We start from the raw sequence: 21,742 nt of genomic DNA, 5'->3' as shown, positions 1-21,742 counted from the left end.
CTGGCGGCAGTGACGACACCGCGATCGACACCCTGGCCCCCAATGCCCCGACCGTGGTTATCGTGGACGATGCCAACAACGACCAGATGCTGACTAAGGCCGAGATTGGCAATGATCAGATCCAGGTACGCGCCGGGATCAATCACGCAGACCTGGTTGCGGGCGGAAAGGTGACGCTGACCATCAACAATGGTGGGGTGAACAGCACTGTCCAGTTGACGCTCAAGGCTGATGGCACCCTGCTGGCAAGCAATGGCAAGAGCTACGGCTATCAGAATGGCGCCATCAGCTGGACGGAAACGACCCCGGCCAACGGCAAGTCGTTGACGGTGACGGCGACCCAGACCGACAAGGCGGGCAACGTCTCCCTGCCGGGCAGCGACAACGCGCAGATCCTGAATGAAGCGCCGGAGACGGCGAACAAGCAGGCAAACGGTCAGGAAGATGCCGCCAGCATCGCCATTCCGACCCTCAGTGGCAGCGACATCGATGGCAACGTGGTGAGTTTCACCATCAAGAGCCTGCCTGCCAACGGCATCCTCTATCTGAACGGGGTGGCTGTGACGGTGGATCAGAGCATTGCGGTGGCGGACGCCGGCAAGCTCACCTTCACCCCCAATGCCAACTGGAACGGTAACGCCAGCTTCAATTATGCGGCGGTGGACAACGATGGCGCCGTGGATGCGAGCCCTGCAACCGTGACCATCAGGGTGGATGCGGTAAACGACCTGCCGACGCTGACCATCTCCAACGGGGCTGTCGTCTCAGAAGAGGGGCTTTCCGGTGGTATTAAGGATACTGTGGGCAACAGCGACAGCACTGATAGTGTGGTAGCTAGCGGTAAGATCACGGTTGGGGATGTAGATAGTCAGGACACACTAAACGTTGCTCTGAGTGCACCTTCCACCGCTTTGACTTCCGGTGGCGCTGTGGTTCAGTGGAGTTGGAATGCCACTACCAAGGTGTTGACAGGTTATACCGGCATGCAAGGCGGTGCGGACTACAAGGCGGTTATTGATGTCAAGTTGACCGCGCCTACCGGTAGCTCCAAGGGCGACTGGAGCTATGAGGTGACCCTCAAGGCGCCGCTTGACCATCCGGTTAAGGGAAGTGAAGACTCGATTAGCTTCCAGGTGGGTGTGTCCGTATCGGATGGCAAAACAACCACTACCGGTAGTCTGCCTATCACAGTTGAGGACGATGCCCCCATCGCTGGCGATGCTGCCGCGGTTTCGCTGGTGAAAACCAGTATTCCTGATGTATTGACTGGCAAGTTCAGCATGACTGGTTATAGCGGGGATCGTACCAGCATTGATGGTGGCAAGTTCACCATTACGGCTAAAGGGTTCCTCTCTTCAACGTCTACTGTCTTGACCGGTGCTCTGGTTAATGGCTCGGGTGAAGGCATTGGGGTCAAGAGCTCGACTGCCCCTTACCACAACATTGAGAACGAGGTCGATTTCCGCAAACTGGCCGATGGCTCAGGGGTATCTGAAGAGCTGGTGATCAAGCTGGATGCTGGCACAGTGGCATACGGTGCCAAGATCGAGTTCAGCAAGATGTTCGGTGGTGAGCTGGAGAGTGGGGTTGTTGAGTTCTGGCGGGATGGTCAGTTGATTGCAACCCAGAGCTTCAGTTCCAACGCGGCCAATGGCGATTATGCGGCCAATTTCCAGGTTCAGCAGGGCGGTTTTGACACCATGGTGATCAAGGCAACCGATAACGGTAAATCGGCAAGCTGGGGTGACAACAGCGACTTTACCGTCAAGTCTATCGAGTTTCTGGGTTCCGATACGCCACAGGCAATTGCCTATGGCTCGGGGACAGTTGCACCGCAATGGGGAGCTGATGGTAAAGGGCGTCTGGAGCTGGTTACCGGCACCGTTGAAACGGGTCTGAAAACGGCAGCTGGTCTGGCAATTACCATTACCGCGGAAGGTGCCAACAGCATGGTTGGCAAGGCGAGTGATGGCAGCTTGATCTTCAAGATGCAATTCACGCCTGCAACGGGCAAGTGGGAGTTCTTCCAGTATGCAGAGATGCAGCGCCCGGTTGGTGATGGCGACATCGACTTCACCTTCAAGGCCTATGATCGGGACGGTGACGGCTCGCAAGGCAGCTTTGCTGTCAACCCGCTGGCGCGCCCTGATGTAACCGGCGTATCGAGTGCCACTGTGGTTGAAGGGGCTACCTTACAGCATGTTGTGACCTTGAGTGGTGCGACTAATGTGGCGACTGAGTACAGCCTCTCAATTGCGGGCAGTGGTACTCATGCTGCCTCTAACTCTGACTGGGGAACTCTGCAGTTCAGTCACGGTGTTACCTATAACAGCAGCACAGGCAAAATCTCAGTACCAGCCGGTGTGACGAGCTTTACCGTGTCAGTGCCGACAGTGAATGACAAGCTGGTAGAACAGACTGAAACCTTGACTCTGACAGTAGGTGGTGCGACCGGAGCCGGAACCATTACTGACAACGATCTCTCTGTGCAACTGGGCAATGGTCTGGTTGATGAGGATGGTTTGTCTGGCGGAAATGCACACTTGCCTGAGCCTGTGGGTATGCCTGCTAGCGGCCCGCTTTCTGTGACTCAGTCGCTGCAGGTGACGGATGGCACTGGAAGCAGTGTCTCTGGCGTACAAATCAAACTGGTTGGCATCACGGGTCTGAGCGGGGTGACGGGTATTGATGGTCAGCCGGTCAATGTTGTTCAGGATGGCGCCGGGCTCAAAGGGTACTTTGGTAACAACCCCGCCAATGTGGCCTTTACCGTGACGGTGGATAACAGTGCCAATCCACCGAGCTACACCTTTACTCTGCTCAAGCCGCTTAGCCACACAGTAGATGGCCAGAGCACAGTGTTGACCAGCCAGGACGAACTGCGCTTTACCGTCAACTATGAGGTAAGCAAATCTGGGTCCGAGACTGCCACTGGTTCGTTTGACTTGGCTGTGCGTGACGATGTACCGGTTGCAGTGGTCGATGATGCCCGAGTTAGCGTTCTGGTTGATTCGTTTGATGTGAGTGGTATCGAGGCAAACTGGACTGATTGGAGAGGTGGATCCTTCGTGACTAGAGGAGACTCTAATGACAATGATTCTGGATTGGATCAAATTCGCTGGGGAGGCGGTAACAATCCCTCTGGCTACGGTTTCATGGACAATGATGCCGCGTTGAACGGTGCAATTCCGATCAATGAAGAGATTAAGCTGGGAACATTCACCCACTATAACAATCCGATTTATAACGATGCCATCAGTGCTGCAACAATGGAGGTTACCTTCTCTGTTACAGATGCGCTGGGGCGAGTAACACCTATAAAACTCGTTGTAAATTTCAATCATAACGAGACCCCCAACGATAGATGGGGAAATGGTGATGACATCATCTCTATCGGTAACACGACCGCCACCTTCAACTTTGAAGGTAAGGCATACACGCTGGAGGTACTGGGTTTCCGCGATGCGGGTGGCAACGTAGTGAAGACTATTTACACCAAAGAGAATGCCAGCAACAGCTTCGATCTGATCGTCAAGTTGGTGGAGGGCTCTGGTTATCAGCTGCCACAGACCACAGGTAATGTGCTGGCCAACGATCTTGCCGGTGCTGATGGTGGTTTGAGTGTCATTGGCTACGGAGTAGGCAGCAGCTCGACCACCTATACCAATGGTGCGGGTACCCAGGTAGTTGGCCTGTACGGCGTGCTGACCATTCTGGCCAACGGTGCCTATACCTATCAGGTCACCAAGAATGGCAGCCAGATCCCGGCTGATGCGCGCGAAGTGTTCAGCTACAGCGTGCGCGATGGTGATGGCGACACCACCAACAGTAATCTGACCATCAGCGTCAACCCGGTGGACAGCAACGGGGTTCCGGTTCATCTGCCGCTGACGGTCGATGGTACCGACCTCAACGACTCTATCGTGGTGCGCAATGGCGAGAGAGCGACTAATCCTGACCGCATGGATGTTTCCTTCGGCGGTAATCTGCTGGGTGAAGTCATTACCAGTAACGGCGGTACCGACCACATACATGCCGGTACCAGCTACAACAAGGGAAGTGCCGACCAGATCGTCAGCAGCGGTGCCGGCAATGACCATATCGAAACCGGCAGCGGTAATGATGTGATCTATGCAGGCAAAACCGGGGCTGATGGGTTTGGTACTGACGATTCGTTGCAATTGACGGTCGATCAGCTCAAGGCTCACCACATCATGACAGGCAGCTTGTCTGGCACTGATGCCATGCTCGATGGCGACGGTCTGTTGCTGAGTGTTGATGTCAGTAGCCGGCAAGCGGATGTGGTCAATGGTGGTAGCGGCAATGACAAGATCTACGGGCAGTCAGGTTCCGATATCTTGTTTGGCGGTACCGGTGACGACTATATCGATGGCGGCAGTCACAACGATGCGCTGCGTGGTGGTCTGGGGAACGATATCCTGATCGGCGGGCTCGGCAACGATGTAATGCGTGGTGATGGCGGTTCAGATACTTTCGTCTGGAATCAGGGGGATACAGTATCAGGCTCCCTGACCAAGGATTACATCATGGACTTCAACAAGGGGTCAGGCTCCATCAACCGTTTGGAAGGTGACAAGCTGGATCTGAGCGATCTGCTGGATCACGATGGCTCTCACAGTACGACCGATCTGAAGAGTCTGCTCTCGGTGTTCCAGGACAATGAAGGGGTGCACCTGCAGGTGAAGGAGAGCAGTACTGCGCCGGTGACTCAGGAAATTGTGCTGATGAACCATACCTTCGACAGTCTGACGGGCGGTTCTGGCACCACGGCCAATCAGGTGAACGATTACATGTTGACCAACAACATGCTCGATATCGACAAGTAAGCCCAACTTGGGGCAATAAAAAAGCGGCAGAGCAATCTGCCGCTTTTTTTATCTTTGCAGGGAAGCGAAATCAGTTGCCGAGGGTGGCGAACAGGCTCTGCTCCAGGGTACCGCGGGAGACACAGACCGGCTTGATGGACGGGGCCGGGACGCGCTCGCCTGAGGATTCAACGAAGAACAGCTCGGTGTTGCCCTTGACGTTGACGGTGGCCACGCTGCTGTTGCCGCTCTGGGTGATGATCAGGTTGATCTGCAGGTTCGGGTTGCCCAGTGCAACTTTGGAACCCATGGTGCCGCAGTCCAGCCACTCCAGCCCGTCGGCTGACTGGTTGACGTTGGCGGTCATCAGGCCGGAGCCACGCTGGCTGTTTTCGATGGTGAGGCCGTGATCGGTGAACCACTTCTCGGCGCGAGCCCACACCAGATCCACCGGGATCGCCATTTCCTGAGTATTGTTGGTTGCCTTGGCAATTGGCGGGTTGTAGCGATACTCCTCACCGCCGTTATTGTCACCAGCACAACCAACCAGCAGCAGCGCCAATGCGCTCCCCATCATCTTTTTCATCTTGTTTCTCTCGTCCATATCACCAGGCCATTGGCCAACCGGCGCCTATTATCGCCGGAGCGACAATCTCTGTCAGCAACCATCCAGCGTTCGATGTTATGGGGAGGTGATCGGGATGCTTTACAAAATTGGTTTGCTATCATAGATTTGCTCGAAATTCCTCCATAAGCACCCCTGTGACCAACATGCTCACCCCGGATCTGCTGCAGCAGATCATCGACCAATTGCCAATGAGTATCTTCTGTCGAGATAGTCATGGGCGTTACCTGTTCGCCAATCGTGAGTTCGCCCGTGAAGCCAAGCTCGAGTCGCCTGCCGAGGTAGTCGGCAAGACAGATGCAGAGATGCCATGGGGCGATCTCTTTCGCAGTGAGGATGAGCAGTTGCTTGCCGGAGGCGTGCCGATGCTGTATCAGCAGCTTCATTGCAACCGGGGCGGGAATACCTGCTGGATGGAGGTGCACAAGGTGCCTCTTTACACTCCGCAGGGGGAAGCTTGCGCAGTATTCGGCGTGGTTAACGAGATTGCCCAGCGCAAGAGCCTGGAACAGACGGTCAAAAAGCAGCAGTTGTTGCAGCGTTTTCTGCTCGATGCCATTCCTGATCTGATCCGTTTCGATGATCACAACGGGGTGTTGCTGGAGTGCAATCAGGCGTTTCTCGACTTTATCGGCCATGGGGCCGATGAGGTGCTGGGGCAGCAACTGCCGTTCCGGTTGGCGGCGCCGCAGGGGATGGGTCATGGCGAGTGTTGTCTGCTGGATGCCAGCGGGCAGGGGCGACACATGGAGATCACCCGGGTCGATGTTCCCGATGGTGATGGCCACTCCCTCGGGATCCTGACGCTGGGGCGTGACATCACTGGTCTGCGCACCACTCAGGCGCAGTTGCAGCAGGAGCAGCACTACGACAGTCTGACCGGACTGCTCAAACTCTCCCGATTCTTGCAGACCAGCCGCCATCTTGGGGGACGCAGTGCCACGCTGGTGCTGGTCGATCTGCACCATTTTCGTGAAATCAACGATCGCTTCGGGATCCGGATTGCCGACCGCCTGCTCAGCCAGGTGGCCAAGCGGTTGCAGCAGCTGGTGCCGCCGCGTTCCCTGCTCTGTCGGGTCGCTGCCGATGACTTCAGCCTGCTGCTGCCGGATTTCAATGAGCCATTGCAGGGGTGGAGCCAGCATCTGCAGCAGCAGTTGATGGAGCATTATCAGGTGGAAGATCATCGTATCCAGATCCCGGTGTTTCTGGGGCTGGCCCAGGGGCGGGCAAGCGATGCCGAGCGGTTGCTCAGTCATGCCGAGGCTGCGCTGGCGCAGGGCAAACGACAGCAGCAGTACTGCACCCTGTTTGATCCCGAGCTGCATGCCCGGCTCAAGCGGCGTCAGCTGATCGCCGCCCAGTTGCCACTCGCCATCAAGTCCGCCCAGCTGGTTGCCGTCTATCAGCCCATTATCTGTACCCGCACCCACCGACTGCACGGCGCCGAGCTGCTCTGTCGCTGGCCCCATCCCGAGCTTGGGATGATCTCCCCCGACGAATTCATTCCGTTGGCGGAAGAGATGGGGATCATCGGTCAGCTTGGTCAGCTGATGCTGGAGCAGGGCTGTGCCCAGCTGGCGCAGTGGCAAACTGCGCAGCCGGATATGGTGCTCTCCATCAACCTCTCGCCGCTGCAGTTCCGTGATCCGGCGCTCTGTGAGCGGGTCTCAGCCTGCATCGCTCGCCATGGTCTCAAGGCCAGTCAACTGGAGCTGGAGATCACCGAAGGTGTACTGATGGAGAATGCAGACGAGATTGAGACCAACCTCGACAACCTGATCGCCGCCGGTTTTCAGTTGGCCATCGACGACTTTGGTACCGGTTACTGTTCACTGGCCTATCTGCCGCGTTTGCAGGTGGCGACCCTCAAGCTGGATCGCAGCTTCACTCAGGGGTTGGCCAGCAATAGCGCGACCACCGCTATCGTGCGTTCGGTCATCGGGTTGGGCCATGAGCTGGGGATCCGGATTACGGCCGAAGGGGTAGAGACACCCGAGCAGCAGCTGTGGCTGACCGAGGCGGGGTGTGATCGGTTACAGGGCTATCTGTTCAGTCGCCCCCTGCCGCCGGCGGAGTTTGCTGCCAGCTATCTGGTGTGAGAGATCGTCAGAAACAACAAGGCCACCGCAAGGTGGCCTTGTTGTTTTACGATGGAGGCAGGATCAATCCTGGAAGTAGGTGCCCCAGCCATCGTAATCCACCCCGTATTTTTCCAGGATGGGTAGCATCTTGGCGATATCGGCGACGATCGCTTCGACATTCAGCTTGCACTCGATGGTGGCATCGAAGCAGAAGATGGTGGCGCCGTCATCCAGCTCCATCTCTTCGGCATCGGTCACTTCAAAACCGGCCTTGAACAGGTCAACCGCTGCTTTTTCCAGACGGTCGAAATCCTGGCAGGCGAAGTGGTGCTCGATGTCGTAATCCGCATCGGGATTGCTGCCATCGGCCAGCAGTTCGTTGACGATCTCGGTGGTCTCATCACGCCACTCTTGCATATTCAGACTCATGTTGCCTCCAGGCGGTATCATTGCGGCAAAGCATACTCGCAGAGTGGATTCGGCTCAATGCGGCGGACCCACTGAACCTCGAATTTCCATCATGTTGGCGCAGCCTGCAGGGGGTTCAGAGGTCAGCAAGTATGGCAAACAGGACTGAAATGGATAATAAATGGCCGCTTCGTTCGGTTGTTGAGCGAACTCGCTTTTTATCGTGCCATCATGGTTGACACTCTGCGCTGGAAAGGGTTTAATGCGCGCCGTTGCCCAGATAGCTCAGTCGGTAGAGCAGGGGATTGAAAATCCCCGTGTCGGCGGTTCGATTCCGTCTCTGGGCACCACAATTCCTCCTTAGTTCAGTCGGTAGAACGGCGGACTGTTAATCCGTATGTCACTGGTTCAAGTCCAGTAGGAGGAGCCAAATTCGAAAAGCCCGCTCAATCGAGCGGGCTTTTTCATTTCTAGTTGCTGTTGCATGCTGCCAAAAAGAGCGTTGCGCCACAGGTGGCACTGAACAGCAGCATTCCGGTCTGCAACATGCTGCCAGGGCATGGCTTCTTCTCTTTTTTTCTGGCCCTGATCCACTTCGGTTTCATCACATTCCCTTATCCATTTTGTCGGCCTGAATGGCTGCACTCCTGTGCAGGCGAGCCATCTTTGTTGAATGGCGCCATGGCGTCAATCTCCCCTGCAAAACAATTAATTCAGCACCGTTGAAGAGCGGCTTGTCTGGTGATGTTTCGACCTTTAAGCCATTGTTAACATTTTGGAAAACCGGAGTGACCCTGTGGCTGGGCGGGGATATGATGGGTGCAATGATGTTCCCATCCTGACGGAGAGATCCCAGATGAACAGCCCCTTGAGTTATGTACTGGACGGCATTCATTGCGAGCCGCACTTTTTTACCGTTCCCCTCGATCATGATGAGCCGGATGGTGACAGCATTACCCTGTTTGCCCGCACCCTCTGCCGCAAAGACAAACTCGATGACAAGCTCCCTTGGCTGCTCTTTTTACAAGGGGGGCCGGGATTCGGGGCACCGCGCCCGACGGCCAACAGTGGTTGGCTCAAGCGGGCGTTGCAGGAGTTCAGAGTGTTGCTGCTGGATCAGCGTGGCACCGGGATGTCGAGCCCCATCCACGGGCATAGTCTGGCCAAAATGACCCCGGCCGAGCAGGCGGAGTATCTCAGCCATTTTCGCGCCGACAGCATAGTGCAAGATGCCGAGTTCATCCGGCAGGAGCTTAGCCCCAAGCATCGCTGGAGCCTGCTGGGGCAAAGCTTTGGCGGTTTTTGCTGCCTGACTTATCTCTCGCTCTTCCCCGATAGCCTGAGGGAGGTCTATATCACTGGCGGTATCGCGCCGATCGGCCGCAGTGCCGAAGAGGTTTACCGTGCCACCTATCAGCGGGTGGCAGACAAGAACCGTGCTTTCTTCGTCCGCTTCCCCCATGCTCAGGGGATTGCCAACCGGCTGGCCAACCATCTGCACCAGCACGATGTGCGGCTGCCCAACGGCCAGCGCCTGACGGTGGAGCAGTTCCAGCAGCAAGGGCTGGATCTCGGCGCTACGGGTGCTTTCGAGGAGCTGTATTACCTGCTGGAAGAGGCCTTTATCGGCGACAAGCTGAGCCCGGCCTTTCTCTATCAGGTGCAGAGCATGCAGCCATTCAATACCAACCCGCTGTTTGCCATCCTGCACGAGGCTATCTACGCCGAAGGGGAGGCGACTCGCTGGGCGGCGGAGCGGGTCAGAGGGGAGTTTCCTGCGGTGAACTGGGCACCCGGCAAGGATTTCGCCTTCACCGGCGAGATGGTTTACCCCTGGATGTTCGAGCAGTTCCGCGAGTTGCTGCCCCTGAAAGAGGCGGCTCATCTGCTGGCCAACAAGGCGGACTGGGGGGCGCTCTATGATCCGGCCCAACTGGCCCGCAACCAGGTGCCGGTAGCCTGCGCCGTCTATGCCGAGGATATGTATGTGGAGTTTGACTACAGTCGCGAGACCCTGCGTGGACTTGGCAACAGTCGCGCCTGGATCACCAATGAATATGAGCACAACGGTTTGCGTGCCGATGGTGAAGCGATTCTTGATCGTCTGATCACCCTGAATCGGGATCGCTGAATCGTCCGGTAGGGTAGCAGACAACAGGGACCACGGCCCCTGTTGTTTTTTATCAGCTTTTTACCTCTGGTTTGGGGGTCTCAGGTTGTGATGGTGGGAGTTGTGGCAACACGATCTGCGGCTGCTCACCGGTCAGGCTCTTGAGGTAGGCAGTCATATCTTCGGCTTCCTGATCTGTGAGGCGCTGCCCCAGCTGGATATCAGCCATGATCTGGACTGCCTCTTTCAGATCCCATACTGCACCATCGTGGAAGTAGGGATAAGTCAGCTCGATATTACGCAGGGTGGGTACCTTGAACCAGCCGATGAACTGCTTCTCTCCGGTGACGGCACCGCGACCCTTAGCCGGGTTGTCCGTTTTGTAACTCTTGACCAGTCCCATCTTCTGATAAGAGTTGCCGCCGATAGCGACCCCGTTGTGGCATGCCGTGCATCCTTTGGCTTTGAACAGCTCATACCCTTTCAGCTGTTGTGCGGTCAGTGCCTTGCTATCCCCTTTCAACCAGCGGTCAAACGGGGCATTGGGGGTAACCAGGGTCTCTTCAAAAGCAGCGATGGCATCGGTGACCTCGTCAATGCCGAAGTTGTCCTTGCCATAAACGGCGCTGAAGCGGGTACGATAGCCAGGCAGGGTATGCAGAGTTTCGACCGCCAGATTGTGGGTAAATGCCATCTCCAGTGGGTTGGCGATGGGGCCCGCCGCCTGCTCTTTCAGATCCTTGGCGCGACCATCCCAGAACTGCACGAAGTTGAGGCTGGAGTTGAGTACGGTCGGTGAATTAATAGGGCCCACTTTCCATTTATGGCCGAGTGAGCTGACTTGATTATCCACCCCTCCGGTCGCCAGGTTATGGCAGGAGTTACAAGAGATTGCGCCGGATTTGGAGAGTCTTGGCTCGAAAAACAGCATCTTGCCCAACTCGACTTTTTCCGGGTTTGTCACCTTGGCTGGTTCCACGGGCTGTATGGGTTCATTCGCCCAACCGGCACCGGGTAATATCAGTGCCACTAGCAAACAATATTTTCTCATTGCGTCATCTCCCTTGAAGCTGTTTATGCCAGCAAGACAAGGATGACGTCAAAGCGCTGTTCATTAATTGATCAAAATCAGGCTTGCTTGATTATTTACAATAAAAACAATCACATATGATTTGTTGGCAAAATGGGGGCAGGATAATTAAGAGGAGAGTATGGAGTTAGCATCATGTCTGGATTATGTGCGAAGCAAAGAAAATGAACAGGCGATTAATTAGATTGCTGTCATTGAATAAAGCGATTATTCAATATGCTTTGCCATTCTGCCGTTAAATAAATACCTATCAAATGCATCATTAATAATAAACCGACAGGATGAGAAAATTGTACCCTGCGTTTCAACACCCTCTGTCGTCTTGTTCTTTGGAGCGGCGCCGGATGGTCGTGCTTTTCAATCAAGATAAGGATGTATGATGAGAAAGTCTCTGTTGGCCTGCTCCCTGTTGCTGTGCCCTGTCGTGTTTGCTGCCGCTCCTCATTGGGAATATAACGGTGAGGCGGGGCCTGCCCACTGGGCCAAGCTGACCCCGGAGTTTGGTCAGTGTGCGGGCAGCAATCAGTCGCCGGTTGACCTGAACGGATTGGTCGAGGCCAAACTGGCCCCGCTGGTACTCCACTATCAGGCGGGTGGCAATACAGTGGTCAACAACGGTCATACCGTGCAGGTCGGTTATGCCCCGGGTAGCACCTTGCAACTCGATGGCACCACGTTTGAACTCAAGCAGTTCCACTTCCACGCCCCGAGTGAGAACCTCATTGAGGGCAAATCCTATCCGCTGGAAGGGCATCTGGTGCATGTCAGTGACAAGGGAGAGATCGCTGTGGTGGCGGTGATGTTCGAGGCTGGCAAGGCCAATCCGGCGTTGGCGGCTGCCTGGGGTGAACTACCGGCCAAGGTGGGGGAGATCCACCCCCTCAAGGCGCCGCTCTCTGCTGAGCAACTGCTGCCCGAGAACCGTGACTACTATCGCTTCAGCGGTTCCCTTACTACGCCCCCCTGTTCGGAAGGAGTGCGCTGGCTAGTGATGAAGCAGCCGGTTGAGGTCAGTCAGGCCCAGATCGACGCCTTCAAGGCGGTGATGCACCACCCCAACAACCGGCCGGTGCAGCCACTCAATGGGCGCGTGGTACTGCAATAACACAGCGTTGCAATAGCGCTGCAGATAGCAAAAACAACAAGAGGGCCGCTAGGCCCTCTTTTGTATGGCGAGGTATCGGTGTGCGATCACAGGCTGGAAGCGATGCGGGCACCGAGCGCCGCGTTGTTCAGTACCAGCTGGATGTTGGCCGCCAGCGAGTTGCCGCCAGTCAGCTCGCAGACGCGGGCCAGCAGGAAGGGGGTTGACGCTTTGCCCTTGATCCCCTGCTCGTCCGCTTCATGGAGCGCCCGGGCAATAGCTGCGTCGATATCGGCTTTCGGCATGGCGTGTGCGGTCGGGATGGGGTTGGCCACCACGGCACCGCCCGCCAGTCCCAGCTCCCACTTGAGGCGCAACGCTTCGGCGATGGCTGCCGGGGTATCGAGGCGATAATCGACCTTGAAGCCGCTCTCGCGGGTGTAGAAGGCGGGCAACTCTTCGGTCTGATAGCCGATCACCGGCACCCCTTGTGTCTCCAGATACTCCAGTGTCAGCCCGATATCGAGGATCGATTTGGCGCCGGCACAGACTACTGCTACTGGCGTTTGTGCCAGCTCCTGCAGATCGGCCGAGATATCGAAGGTCTCCTGCGCGCCGCGATGTACCCCGCCAATGCCACCGGTGGCAAAGACCCGGATCCCCGCCATGGCAGCGATGATCATGGTGGAGGCGACCGTGGTGGCTCCCATCCCCTTGCGCGCCAATACGAACGGAATGTCGCGGCGGCTGCACTTGGTGACGCTGTGGCCTGCCCGGCCCAGTGCTTCCAGCGCACCGGCATCCAGACCCACCTTGAGGCGGCCGTCGAGGATGGCGATGGTGGCCGGAATTGCGCCGTTATCGCGCACCACCTGTTCAACCTGACGGGCCGTCTCCACATTCTGCGGATAGGGCATGCCGTGGGAGATGATGGTGGATTCGAGGGCGACGACCGGTTTGCCGGCGGCCAGCGCGGCAGCCACTTCCGGTTGGATATCGAGGTAAGCGTTCAGCATGAGTACTCCTCCAGTATGCGGTCAACGGCGGTCTTGCTCAGACCGGAAAAAACGGTATCGGAACAATTGACGGTGAGGGCGGCGCAGCCCAGGGCAAAGCGGGTGGTTTGGGCAATGTCGAGCTCTTGCAGCCAGGCGTGGGCGAGGCCAGCCATAAAGGCATCCCCGCCGCCGGTGACGTTGAGTACCGGACTGCCCAGCACCGGCAGGTGGCCCTGCTGCTCGCCATCGCTGTAGAAGATCCCCTGTTCACCCAGACTGAGGAACAGTCGCTTGACCCCGGCGCGGTGGAACCAGGCAGCCACCATGGGCCAGGTTTCGGGCCCGGCGATGGTCATGCCGCACAGCTGCTCGGCTTCGCTGCGATTGGGTTTGAGGGTGTGGATCTTGCCGAGCCAGGGGCGGATCTTCTCCACCTTGGCCACCGAAACAGTATCGACAAAGATTGCGTGCTCACCTTGCCGCTCGAACAGCCAATCAAGGGTGTGAATGGCCAGATTGGTGTCGAGCACCCAGAGCCGGGCACCGCCGAGAAAGCCACCGAGCGGGGTCAGGCGGGCAGGAGTGAGCTGCTCGATAATGGCCATGTCATTGATGGCACAGCTCATTTCGCCGCTGCCATCATGCAGGCTGAGATAACAGGAGGTGGTGTGGCCATCGAGCACCAGAGTCTGGCGCACATCGACGCCGGCCCGCTGACTTACCTCCAGCAGATGGTGACCATACTGGTCGTTACCGACTGCGGTCAGCAGTCGGGTATCGCTGCCGAGCCGTGCCAGATTCTCTGCGATATTGCGGCCAACACCACCGGCCGAGGTGCGCACCTTGCCCGGATTGGAGTCGCCGAGCAGCAGGTTGTCGTGGCTGGTGCCGCAAATATCCATATTGGCACCGCCGATCACCACCACGTAGGGGCCTTCTCGCAGTACATAACCTCTGCCTTGCACATACCCCTGCCGGATCAGGCTTGAGATGTGGCTGGCCAGCGCAGAGCGGCTGATGCCGAGGCGATCGGCCAGCTCCTGCTGGGCAATCATGGGATCCTGACGCAGCAGGGCGAGGATCTCTTGTTCACGCTCAGTCATAGACAAACATCCATTTGCAAACGTTTGTCCATTATTGCTGGGAAACGTTTGCTGGCTATCGGCTTGTACAAAATTTGTCGACTCGCGCACAAAAAATCGACATTCAAAGCTGGGTTGGCAAGCGGCTTAGCCGGGGAGGGGACTTTTAACGGGTCGGTGGCCCTGCAACGGCTTATAATGGCCGCCGTAAGATGAGGAGAGATAATGGAAAAGAGTGCATTCTGCTGCGTGGGGCTGGTCAATCCCAAGTCTCCGGAAAATGTCGGCTCAGTGATGCGGGCTGCGGGCTGCTACGGGGTGGATGAGGTCTACTACACCGGCAACCGCTTCGAGCTGGCGCGCCGCTTTGCCACTGATACCAAGCAGATGGTGGAGAAGATCCCGCTGCTCGGGGTGGATGATCTGATGGCGTTTATCCCGCAGGGATGCGTGCCCGTGGTGGTCGATTTGATCGACGGCGCTACGCCGCTTCCCGACTATGTCCATCCGGAACGTGCTTTTTATATCTTCGGGCCGGAGGATGGCACGCTCGATCCCGCCCTCTATGGTGCGGTGAAAGATGTGGTTTATGTGCCGACCCAAGGCTGCATGAATCTGGCTGCCTCGGTCAACGTGATCCTCTATGACCGATTGGCGAAGGGGTTCCGGCAACCCTGAGCTGTGGCGTGGCTACGGTGACTCAAACCACAATGGAAAGGTGTTGCTCATGGACAGGTTGCTGGCGGTGGCCGCTGTTGACGGGGCTGCGGCATCCTTCTCTTTCCCTATGGAGGGATCAGTTTTCGCCGGCCTTGACCGCCTGCTCCTCGAGAAAGTCGCGGTAGTAGTCATAGAGGTGATAACGGCGATATATCTCGGCCAGCGTGCCGCGACGGATCAGATTCACCATCTCCTGATCCCACAGCTGCAGTAGCCGGTCGCCCTGCTCGGTATCGGCAAAAATGGGGTAAGTCGGGATCCAGCGTAAAATGGTGCGGTACATATTGGCCGGGGTCTCATCGGCGGAATGGAGCACGCCAGCGGTCAGGTAATAGCGATAGCGCCCCTTGCCAATCAGCTGCAGGGCCATCTCATGACTGTCGATCTCATGCCACCGCATGGTGATCGGAAGATATTTATCCAGCACCCATCCTCGCCGCCAGAGGACGGTCTCGCCTTCCAGACTGCGCTCTCCCCGCCATTGTGGCTGCCACTGTTTGAGCATGAAGACGGTCACATCATCGGCGGAGGCTGGCTGACGGGGCTGTTTGACCCCCTTTATCTCGTCCAGATAGACACTCATCGCCATATCCCCCTCTTGCCTGGCTACCATGGCGACGGCACGTTTGTAGGGCACGATATGGGGCACGATCTGATAGCCGTGGGGTTGGTAGATGGTTCGCACCAGATCGAGATAGATACCGCGGCCATCCGGTTGGCAGAAACCGGGCCAGCCATCGCAATAGACGTGAATATCTGCTGTGCGAGCGTGGGCGATCGCACACAGAGAGCAAAGCAGCAAACAAGCGATGCGCAGCATGGTCAGCATTATCCTCGCAGGGGTGAGGAGAGCATTTATCACCTGATTTATACCATGCCATTGATAGTGGCGGGCGGAGAAAACATTCCGCATCTCCATTTTGCGACAGGGTCGAGGGTTATTTGCGGTCGGATCGTTATGATCGAGTAAAGATTCAATAGCACCCCAATCAGTAGAGGAGACTGCATTATGCCATCGATCAAGACTCTGCTCTGTCCAGTCGATTTTTCCCAAATGTCTCGCGCGGTACTCGACTATGCCGTTTTCATGGCACAGAGCCATCAGGCCCAGCTCAAGCTGATCCACGTGGTTGATCAACTGCACGGTTTTGACAGTTACAAGATCCTTCATATGACGGCCATCGAGATCACTCACGAGATGGAGCGTCAGGCCAGAACCCAGCTCAAAGAGCTGGTTGCCACCCTGCCGATCCCGGCCACCTTTGATATTCGCTTTGGCCGCGCCGCCGATGAGATTGTCATTCAGGCCAAGGAGGATGAGGTTGAGCTGATCGTGATGGGCAGCCACGGTCGTTCCGGTATCAGCCATCTGCTGGTAGGCAGTGTCGCCGAGTCTGTGGTGCGTCATGCACCCTGTCCGGTACTGGTGGTGCGCCAATAACGCGCCACGTTTAGTGTGAAAAGCGTAACAAACAAGGCCAGCGATTGCTGGCCTTGCGTTTTCTGGTGTTGTGCCCGCTAGCGGCTAGCCGTTAGCCGTGAGCGTAGATGACACTCCCTCCCTTGATGGTATCTATGATGGCTCTGGCTTGCTCTTTGGGCAGGGCGGGGCAACCCCAGCTGCGGCCCAGCTTGTCATATTTGCGCAAATGGGTCGGGCTGGCATAGGCGGCACCATGTACCACGATGGCACGCTTGCGGGCATTACTGTTCTTGCCGGGGCTGAGCCCGTCCAGCCGCAGGGAGTAGCCATGCTTGCCCAGATAGGTTTCTGCGGTGCGATAGACGCCGAGGGAACTTTGGCGGGAGTTGAGCTGGTTGGAAAAGTGTTTTGCGGCCAGTTCACCTGAGTTGCGGCCATGACTGACCCAGGTGTGATAGAGCAGCTTGTGGCGTTTCATATCGATGACAAACAGTCTGCGCTGGGTGGATGGCTTGCTGTAATCGATGATGGTGAGAATGGGTTTGCGTTTGTGGCGCACGGTTTGATAACTGTTGAGTGCCTGACGAAAGGTCTGTTTATCCAGCTTGCCGGCCAGACCCAGCTGACGATAGAGGCTCTGATCCCAGCTGGCATCTGCCGTGCTGCTCCAGATGAGCGATATCAATAGCAGTGGCAGCAGCAGCCACCCGCGTTGCCAGTCTATGTTCCCGCGCGCTTGTCTCATCCGTGAATATCTCCTTGTCACTCCCTGTCAACGGCGCGGATATTGCCATCAATCCGCTCGATAGTTATATGCAAGGTGCTGAAAAGGCGCAATAAAAAAACCGGCCGCAGAGCGGCCGGAAGTAATTCAAACAGTAGACATTGGTATCACAGGGTATAACTGACTTCCAATTACTTAGAAGTTGTACTGCAGGGCAACCGCGACTACGTCGTCGGTGTTCTTGCCCAGAGAGTTGGTGGACTTGCCATCTACGGAGTCCAGCAGGTTCAGCTTGTAATCAACGTAGGCGTTGAAGTTCTCGGTGAAGTTGTACCAGGCACCGATAGATACGTACTCGGTGTAGGTATCATCGATACCGCGAGCGGAGTCTTTCACGTCAGTGCGCAGGTAGGCCAGAGAAGGCTTGAACTTGCCGATGGTGTACTGGGCAACGGCTTCGTAGCCATCCATCTTCTCGGCGTAGCCGTTGTTGACGAACAGGTGGTCTTCACCGTGGGAGTAGGTTGCAGCCAGGTAGAGGTCGCCAGTTGCATATTTGGCGCCGAAGCCCATCAGCTTGGCATCCTTGTCGCCACCGAAGGCGGCATAGCGAGCTTGCTCGTCAGTCTTGCCAGCCTGGTTATAGGCAGCACCCAGGCTCAGGCCCATATCGAAATCGTAGTTGGCAGATACTGCGAAGCCTTCAGCAGAACCTTTGCTATTCCAGCTTTCGCCGTTGTAGGTGTTGCCGTTGAAAGATTCAGTGATTGCACTGCGACCGGCGTTTTGCGGATCGTTGTTACCGGTGAACTGGGCACCCAGAGTCAGACCCTGATAGGTGTAGATGTACTGGGCCAAACCGTTGGTACGGCCGGTGCCGAATACTTCGGTATCTTTGCCCAGGCCGTCACCGCCCCACTCAGGCAGGACGTCGGTATAGTTGTTGACGGCCTTGGTGAACAGACCATCCTGACGACCATAGCTGAATGCGCCGAAACGGTCGTGCTTGATGCCGGCATAGGCATAACGCAGCTCGTCGTTGTCAGAACCGGAAGTCGGCAGGTTGTACTCGGCAAAGCCGAACGCCTTCATCTCGGGAGCAATCTTGGTCTCGCCAGCAACGTGCAGACGGAAGTAGCTCTGGTCACCTTCGGAACCGTTGTCGTCAGTACCGTAGTAAGCACCTTGTGCACGGCCGCCGATTTCCAGCTTGGTATCGTTCTGGTTGTAAACGGTAGCAGCATGGGCGCCGCTCGCCAGCAGCAGGCTGGAGATGGCAATAGTCAGTGCAGACTTCTTCATATGCGTTATTCCTCTGATGTAAACACTTCCGAACTTGTTGTCGGTTCTGTGAAATCGGAAATGGTCCGATAGCCACACGGTAGGCGCCCAAACCTTGACTGGGCCTGAATCCATCAATGTTTAATTGAGGTGACTAAGTCGTTATCAAGACTGGATGTGACGTTTTTTGACAGGATAAAAAGAGACTAAATTCAATGAATTATTTTCTAGTGACTTTTTTGACATCAAGGCTGTTCTGAGCAACAAGGTCGATGGCTCAAGTTGTGAGCTAGATCACGCAGGGGAGAATGGGCGGGGCGGGAAAAACTGGGCGGGAGCCTTGCAAGGCTCCCCCCAGTGATCAGAGGGGCTTTTGCCACAGGGTCAGCAGCAGATCCTGTTCCAGTTCATTCGGGCCCTGTTGCGCGAAAGCGTGACGCTGCTCACCGGTTGCCCGCCAGCCAAGACGGCTGGTCTCCAGAATAAAGCTGCGCATGGCCTGATCCATGGTGAGGCTGAACTGGCAGCGCTGTTGAGCCATCGGATTGAGATCGCCGAGGGTTGGCCAGCTGAGGGGGTGTTCCATGCTCACCGGATTGAGGCTGACCCGCAGTTGCCACTGATGGCGCGGGCCCGGCTGCAGATAGAGCAGATAGCCACCGGGGGCCAGCCAGCTGACCAGCTGTTCGGTCTTGACCTTGAGATCGTTGACCAGCAGCACCTGAGCAGAGCCCGGTTGCAACGGCGCGCGAGCGGGATCGGCAATGACAAACTGGCCGTCCGGCTGCGCTTTTTTGGCGGCAAAGATGGTGTTCTTGGCGATATCAACCCCAGCAAACTGCCAGCCGGGCAGGCGCTCTGCCAGCGCGCGGCAGTAGTAGCCTTCACCGCACCCAAGATGGATCAGCTCTTGTGGGGCCAGCGGAGCGAGCAGGCCGGCCATGGCCTCAACCAGCGGCAGTTGGTGGCCGGCCTCCAGGAAATGGTGCTTGGCGCGCATCAGGGCACGGCTGTCGCTGTCTTTGGGGTTTTTCTTGCCGGGGATGAGATCCAGATAACCTTCCGGGGCCGGATCGAAGTGATGCTTGTTGTCGCAATAGCGGCCCCGGGAGGCTTCATGAAGATGGAGCGGACTGCGGCAGCGGGGACATTGAAGGTGCATAGTAACTCTCTGGGCGAATGCCGGAACAGTGAAGGGCGTTCGGGATTATAGGGGAGAGGATCAAAAAAGGCTGCCGTAGCAGCCTTTTTTATCCCAAGGCCTCAGTCAGGCCTGCGGACGGGTCATCAGCGAGTGCCAAATACCACAATGGTCTTGCCGTGAGCAGAGATGAGCTCCTGCTCCTCCAGCATCTTCAGGATGCGGCCCACGGTTTCACGGGAGCAGCCGACGATCTGGCCGATCTCCTGACGGGTGATCTTGATCTGCATGCCATCCGGGTGGGTCATGGCATCCGGCTGTTTGGCCAGGTTGAGCAGGGTCTGGGCGATCCGGCCGGTCACATCCAGGAAGGCGAGGTTACCCACTTTCTGGCTGGTGTGTTGCAGGCGCTTGGCCATCTGGCCAGAGAGACGCATCAGAATGTCCGGGTTGACCTGGATCAGCTGGCGGAACTTCTTGTAGGAGATCTCTGCCACTTCGCAAGAGCCTTTCGCGCGAACCCAGGCGGAGCGCTCGGGATTCTCGTTCTCCTCGAACATCCCCATCTCGCCCAGGAAATCACCCTGGTTCAGATAGGAGAGGATCATCTCTTTGCCCTCATCGTCCTTGATCAAGACGGCCACAGTGCCCTTGACGATGTAGTAGAGGGTCTCCGCTTTTTCACCCGCATGGATCAGGGTGCTCTTGGCGGGATACTTATGAATGTGGCAGTGCGACAAGAACCATTCCAGGGTGGGATCGCTTTGCGGTTTGCCAATGACCATGAGAATTCCTCTGTAGTGTCTTTTTATGGACTTGTGCGTCCGGGCAAGCTGCCAATCTTGCCATTCCTTGTATTGGTCGCAGTAGGATAAGAGCCTTTGCCTGTGCTGACAAGGCTTTGCGGGCTTTTGACAGAGCCCTTTGAGTAATGCCTGCTGCGCCGCTCCGGCCATTCTAGGGAAGATAGAGGTCGGAGATGTTGATTTTGATCTATTTCCATCCCAACTCCCCCTGTTCGGCAGAGATAAGCGACTGGGTTATGCTAGGGATCCATCATTATGATTAACAGGAGAGAGTGCGAGATGAAAGCCAAGGTCAGCTGGGTGGAAGGGATGAAGTTTGTGGGTGAGAGTGAATCCGGTCACAAGGTGATCCTGGATGGTGCCAACCCCGGTGAGGGGGCCAGCCCGATGGAGATGATCCTGCTGGCGGTCGGTGGCTGCAGCTCCATTGATGTGGTTTCCATCCTCGAAAAAGCGCGCCAGTCGGTGACCGCATGCCATGTCGATATCAGTGGCGAACGGGTCGATAGCGTGCCCCGGGTTTTCGAGAAGATTAATCTGCACTTCGTGGTGACAGGCAAGGGATTGGCAGAGAAGCAGGTGGCCAGAGCGGTCGATCTGTCGATGGAAAAATACTGTTCTGTTTCCCTGATGTTGGAAAAAGCGGTACAAATTACCCATAGTTATCAAATTGTTGAAGCTTGATAACGATAGTTTCGTTGGTACCCTGGCATAAGGCCGTTACGTAAGGCCACTGCACAAGGCCATGACATAAAGCCATTACATAAGGAAAGTGCAATGAAAAAATTGATCGCTCTGCTTCCCCTTTTGGGTCTGGCGGCGTGCAGCAGCCCGCAACCTACCCAGTATCAATACAGCCAATACCAGTGTGGCGAAGAGATGCTGGCCGTTACCTATGATGCCCAGGCTGACATGGTACAGTTCCCCTATGCCGGGGTTTACCACAAGCTGGCGCGCGTTGAGTCTGAATCTGGCGCCAAATATTCCGACAGCGTCACCACCTTTTGGAATCAGGAGAAACAAGCTCTCCTCACTCAGAAAGGAGTAACGCTGCTGACCTGTACACTTAAATAAGTGACCACAGATAGCTGAAGGTGTGCAGCTTTGTGTCCGAGTCTGGCCAAGGCCGGATTGGGTCAAAAGGTTGAGACCACAAAAAAACGGCTTGCCTCTCGGCAAGCCGTTTTTCTATCCATTGTCTAGTCCTGAAATAGGTTTACACATTTTCAACTAGCATTTCTCTACTCAGAACCCCCTATGTACCGCATCGGGGGTTCTGTATTTCAACGCATGATGCGGCCGCTCCTCGTTGTAAATATCTACTGCCTCACGCACCATCT

19 protein-coding genes and 2 tRNA genes are annotated in these 21,742 nt (G+C 56.4%); 10 read left to right on the top strand and 11 right to left on the bottom strand.

Going from position 1 to position 21,742, the window contains the following annotated elements; translation table 11 throughout:
- The coding region (locus A9G06_RS22455) for a choice-of-anchor K domain-containing protein (protein WP_139126321.1) at positions 1–4,847 on the top strand (4,847 nt) is incomplete at its 5' end.
- A 70-nt stretch (positions 4,848–4,917) separates the two neighbouring features.
- Here the strand turns inward: A9G06_RS22455 and A9G06_RS20285 are convergent.
- Complete coding sequence (locus A9G06_RS20285; protein WP_019445036.1) at positions 4,918–5,412, bottom strand: hypothetical protein; 495 nt, start codon at positions 5,410–5,412, stop codon at positions 4,918–4,920.
- A 185-nt stretch (positions 5,413–5,597) separates the two neighbouring features.
- On the opposite strand from A9G06_RS20285, the gene A9G06_RS20280 reads away from it, so the two are divergent.
- On the top strand, positions 5,598–7,553 hold the full coding sequence (locus A9G06_RS20280; RefSeq protein WP_069556419.1) for an EAL domain-containing protein: 1,956 nt from the start codon (positions 5,598–5,600) through the stop codon (positions 7,551–7,553).
- Between the two features lie 63 nt (positions 7,554–7,616).
- On the opposite strand, the gene rraB is transcribed toward A9G06_RS20280, so the two are convergent.
- Positions 7,617–7,952 (bottom strand): ribonuclease E inhibitor RraB, encoded by a 336-nt coding sequence (rraB, locus tag A9G06_RS20275; RefSeq protein WP_026034893.1) that lies wholly within the window; start codon positions 7,950–7,952, stop codon positions 7,617–7,619.
- A 265-nt stretch (positions 7,953–8,217) separates the two neighbouring features.
- Between rraB and A9G06_RS20270 the strand changes: the two genes are divergently transcribed.
- From A9G06_RS20270 to A9G06_RS20260, 3 genes are all read left to right on the top strand, one after another.
- A tRNA-Phe gene (locus A9G06_RS20270) sits at positions 8,218–8,293 on the top strand.
- Positions 8,294–8,297: 4 nt separating this feature from the next.
- A tRNA-Asn gene (locus A9G06_RS20265) sits at positions 8,298–8,373 on the top strand.
- A gap of 426 nt (positions 8,374–8,799) precedes the next feature.
- Positions 8,800–10,074 carry an alpha/beta fold hydrolase gene (locus tag A9G06_RS20260; protein ID WP_069556417.1) on the top strand — a complete coding sequence of 425 codons (1,275 nt, stop codon included), beginning with the start codon at positions 8,800–8,802 and terminating at the stop codon, positions 10,072–10,074.
- Between the two features lie 52 nt (positions 10,075–10,126).
- Here the strand turns inward: A9G06_RS20260 and A9G06_RS20255 are convergent, their stop codons facing one another.
- Positions 10,127–11,104 (bottom strand): cytochrome-c peroxidase, encoded by a 978-nt coding sequence (locus tag A9G06_RS20255; RefSeq protein WP_069556416.1) that lies wholly within the window; start codon positions 11,102–11,104, stop codon positions 10,127–10,129.
- Between the two features lie 418 nt (positions 11,105–11,522).
- On the opposite strand from A9G06_RS20255, the gene A9G06_RS20250 reads away from it, so the two are divergent.
- The gene (locus A9G06_RS20250) at positions 11,523–12,248 is read left to right on the top strand and encodes a carbonic anhydrase (protein ID WP_069556415.1); all 726 of its coding nucleotides are present in this window, start codon (positions 11,523–11,525) and stop codon (positions 12,246–12,248) included.
- A gap of 86 nt (positions 12,249–12,334) precedes the next feature.
- Here the strand turns inward: A9G06_RS20250 and A9G06_RS20245 are convergent, their stop codons facing one another.
- Positions 12,335–13,243: a pseudouridine-5'-phosphate glycosidase gene (locus A9G06_RS20245; RefSeq protein WP_069556414.1), complete on the bottom strand. Its 909-nt coding sequence runs from the start codon at positions 13,241–13,243 to the stop codon at positions 12,335–12,337.
- Positions 13,237–14,328, bottom strand: a complete 1,092-nt coding sequence (locus tag A9G06_RS20240; RefSeq protein ID WP_043850319.1) for a PfkB family carbohydrate kinase — start codon at positions 14,326–14,328, stop codon at positions 13,237–13,239. Before A9G06_RS20240 ends, A9G06_RS20245 begins: the two co-directional genes overlap by 7 nt.
- A 204-nt stretch (positions 14,329–14,532) precedes the next feature.
- On the opposite strand from A9G06_RS20240, the gene A9G06_RS20235 reads away from it, so the two are divergent.
- Positions 14,533–14,985 carry an RNA methyltransferase gene (locus A9G06_RS20235; RefSeq protein WP_005335311.1) on the top strand — a complete coding sequence of 151 codons (453 nt, stop codon included), beginning with the start codon at positions 14,533–14,535 and terminating at the stop codon, positions 14,983–14,985.
- 118 nt (positions 14,986–15,103) lie between these two features.
- Here the strand turns inward: A9G06_RS20235 and A9G06_RS20230 are convergent, their stop codons facing one another.
- The gene (locus A9G06_RS20230; RefSeq protein ID WP_069556418.1) at positions 15,104–15,847 is read right to left on the bottom strand and encodes a hypothetical protein; all 744 of its coding nucleotides are present in this window, start codon (positions 15,845–15,847) and stop codon (positions 15,104–15,106) included.
- A 189-nt stretch (positions 15,848–16,036) separates the two neighbouring features.
- Here A9G06_RS20230 and A9G06_RS20225 point away from each other — a divergent pair, with 189 nt between their 5' ends.
- Complete coding sequence (locus A9G06_RS20225; RefSeq protein ID WP_005335309.1) at positions 16,037–16,468, top strand: universal stress protein; 432 nt, start codon at positions 16,037–16,039, stop codon at positions 16,466–16,468.
- A 91-nt stretch (positions 16,469–16,559) separates the two neighbouring features.
- Here the strand turns inward: A9G06_RS20225 and A9G06_RS20220 are convergent, their stop codons facing one another.
- The 4 genes from A9G06_RS20220 to crp all read right to left on the bottom strand — a co-directional run bounded on the left by A9G06_RS20220 (position 16,560) and on the right by crp (position 20,381).
- Positions 16,560–17,195 carry a murein L,D-transpeptidase catalytic domain family protein gene (locus tag A9G06_RS20220; protein WP_005354246.1) on the bottom strand — a complete coding sequence of 212 codons (636 nt, stop codon included), beginning with the start codon at positions 17,193–17,195 and terminating at the stop codon, positions 16,560–16,562.
- 174 nt (positions 17,196–17,369) lie between these two features.
- Positions 17,370–18,476 (bottom strand): porin, encoded by a 1,107-nt coding sequence (locus A9G06_RS20215; protein ID WP_043820833.1) that lies wholly within the window; start codon positions 18,474–18,476, stop codon positions 17,370–17,372.
- A 340-nt stretch (positions 18,477–18,816) separates the two neighbouring features.
- Positions 18,817–19,617 (bottom strand): putative RNA methyltransferase, encoded by an 801-nt coding sequence (locus A9G06_RS20210; RefSeq protein WP_069556413.1) that lies wholly within the window; start codon positions 19,615–19,617, stop codon positions 18,817–18,819.
- Positions 19,618–19,742: 125 nt separating this feature from the next.
- Entirely contained in the window at positions 19,743–20,381 is a 639-nt protein-coding gene (gene crp, locus A9G06_RS20205) for a cAMP-activated global transcriptional regulator CRP (RefSeq protein WP_005335304.1), read from the bottom strand.
- 300 nt (positions 20,382–20,681) lie between these two features.
- Between crp and A9G06_RS20200 the strand changes: the two genes are divergently transcribed.
- Both A9G06_RS20200 and A9G06_RS20195 read left to right on the top strand, forming a co-directional pair.
- A complete protein-coding gene (locus A9G06_RS20200) occupies positions 20,682–21,086 on the top strand; it encodes an OsmC family protein (protein WP_069556412.1) in 405 nt (134 codons plus the stop codon).
- Between the two features lie 93 nt (positions 21,087–21,179).
- A complete protein-coding gene (locus A9G06_RS20195; protein WP_043820839.1) occupies positions 21,180–21,476 on the top strand; it encodes an MliC family protein in 297 nt (98 codons plus the stop codon).
- A 171-nt stretch (positions 21,477–21,647) separates the two neighbouring features.
- Here the strand turns inward: A9G06_RS20195 and A9G06_RS21755 are convergent.
- A partial coding sequence (locus A9G06_RS21755; RefSeq protein WP_139126319.1) for an integrase core domain-containing protein occupies positions 21,648–21,742 on the bottom strand: 95 nt, incomplete at its 5' end.

The organism is Aeromonas sp. DNP9 (assembly GCF_001728955.1).
Lineage (GTDB): Bacteria > Pseudomonadota > Gammaproteobacteria > Enterobacterales > Aeromonadaceae > Aeromonas > Aeromonas veronii.
The sequence above is the reverse complement of the archived record's forward strand: the minus strand, read 5'-3'. Positions and strand labels throughout refer to the sequence as shown.